Below are 1,262 nucleotides of genomic sequence, written 5' to 3' on the forward strand. Positions count from 1 at the left end.
CCGTCGGAAGGCGACTACCAGAGCTACCTCAGGTGGAAACGGATGTGGCTCGAGGGCGACTTCGATCTGAACCGCACGCCGTCGTACATGCGTGAGCGAGCGGAGAAGCGGGCCGAGACCGCACGCCAGCGCCCAGGCCCCGGGCACGGGTGGCTGCTGGTGGTGGCGCCGGCCGCGCTGCTGCTGGCGGTGGTGATGGGTGCGCTGATGCTGTACCTGTAGATCGTGCACGGATCACCATGGCGCACAATGCAGAAGGCCCCGCCGGATAGCTCCCGGCGGGGCCTTCTGTCTGGGTTTCGTTACACGGGTTCGATGCGGCCGATTCCGCCGGCGGTGTAGCGCTCACCGCGTCGGGTCACGACCGGGCCGATCCAGGTCGAGGTGCGGCGGTAGCCGTGAGTGGTGAGCACGGCGTCGATGTCGTCGAGCGCGGCCGGGCCGTCACCGTCGAGGGTCAGCGATTCCCACCAGTCGCCGGGGTCCCATCCGAGAAACTCGCCGTTCTCGGAAAAGAGGACCTCACCACCGAAGACGTGCACGACCGCGCCGTCGAGGCCTTCGGGGTAGGCCATCACGATCACCGTTTCCTCTATCGCCTCGCTCATCGCTCGATTCCCGTCTCGATCTCGTGGGACTGGCGCAGGCCCACGGGACCGGCGGCGCGGCCGGAGCTCATGGACTGGTCGATACGCGCGGCGCAGGCCCGCATCGTCTCGGCGGAGACTGCGGCTTGGGGCGGTGCGGCGCGGCCGGCGGCGGCCGCGCGACGCTGGGCGGGTTGATCGTCGCGGATCATCGCGATGCGCTCACTTTTGATGGCCCACCGCTCATCACGGTCGGCGGCGGCCTGGCCGGCGATCCCGGCCTGGCGAGCGGACGCGTCGACGACGGCGCGGATGCGGTCACGATGGGCGGTGTCGACACCGGCGTTGGCGAGGGCGTGAGCGAACTTCACACGAAGATCGGCGTAGCGGCGGCGTTCGTGGTCGACGCCAGTGCCGATGGCGCCGTCGGCGACGGTGTGGAGCGTGTCGCGCAGGTGCGCCTTGTGGAACGAGGCGAGCCCGCCTTCGCGGCTGTGGCGGTCGAATTCGGTGGCGGCGAGGATCTCATCGACCTTGTCGCGCATCCCGTTCGCGATCTCGGCGGCGGCGGCGCTGATGCGCTGTTGATCGACGACGCGTTTGCTGCGTTCGTCGGTGAACAGCAGTTCCGGCAGATCCTTGCGGCCTTGGATGTCTCCGGCGGCTACGTCGTCG

The 1,262-nt window shown here is 69.3% G+C and carries 2 protein-coding genes and 1 pseudogene; 1 reads left to right on the forward strand and 2 read right to left on the reverse strand.

Annotation, left to right across the window (positions count from 1 at the left end; all coding sequences use genetic code 11):
* A partial coding sequence (locus A5780_RS14270) for a hypothetical protein (protein ID WP_231982953.1) occupies positions 1–222 on the forward strand: 222 nt, incomplete at its 5' end.
* 80 nt (positions 223–302) lie between these two features.
* Here A5780_RS14270 and A5780_RS14275 read toward each other — a convergent pair.
* Both A5780_RS14275 and A5780_RS40950 read right to left on the reverse strand, forming a co-directional pair.
* Positions 303–608 (reverse strand): hypothetical protein, encoded by a 306-nt coding sequence (locus A5780_RS14275; protein WP_064908666.1) that lies wholly within the window; start codon positions 606–608, stop codon positions 303–305.
* Positions 605–1,262 (reverse strand): annotated as a pseudogene (locus A5780_RS40950) (hypothetical protein); the annotation flags it as partial. The gene A5780_RS14275 and the pseudogene A5780_RS40950, both read right to left, overlap by 4 nt.

Origin of the sequence: Nocardia sp. 852002-20019_SCH5090214 (assembly GCF_001665865.1) — a bacterium.
Taxonomy (GTDB): Bacteria; Actinomycetota; Actinomycetes; order Mycobacteriales; family Mycobacteriaceae; genus Nocardia; species Nocardia nova.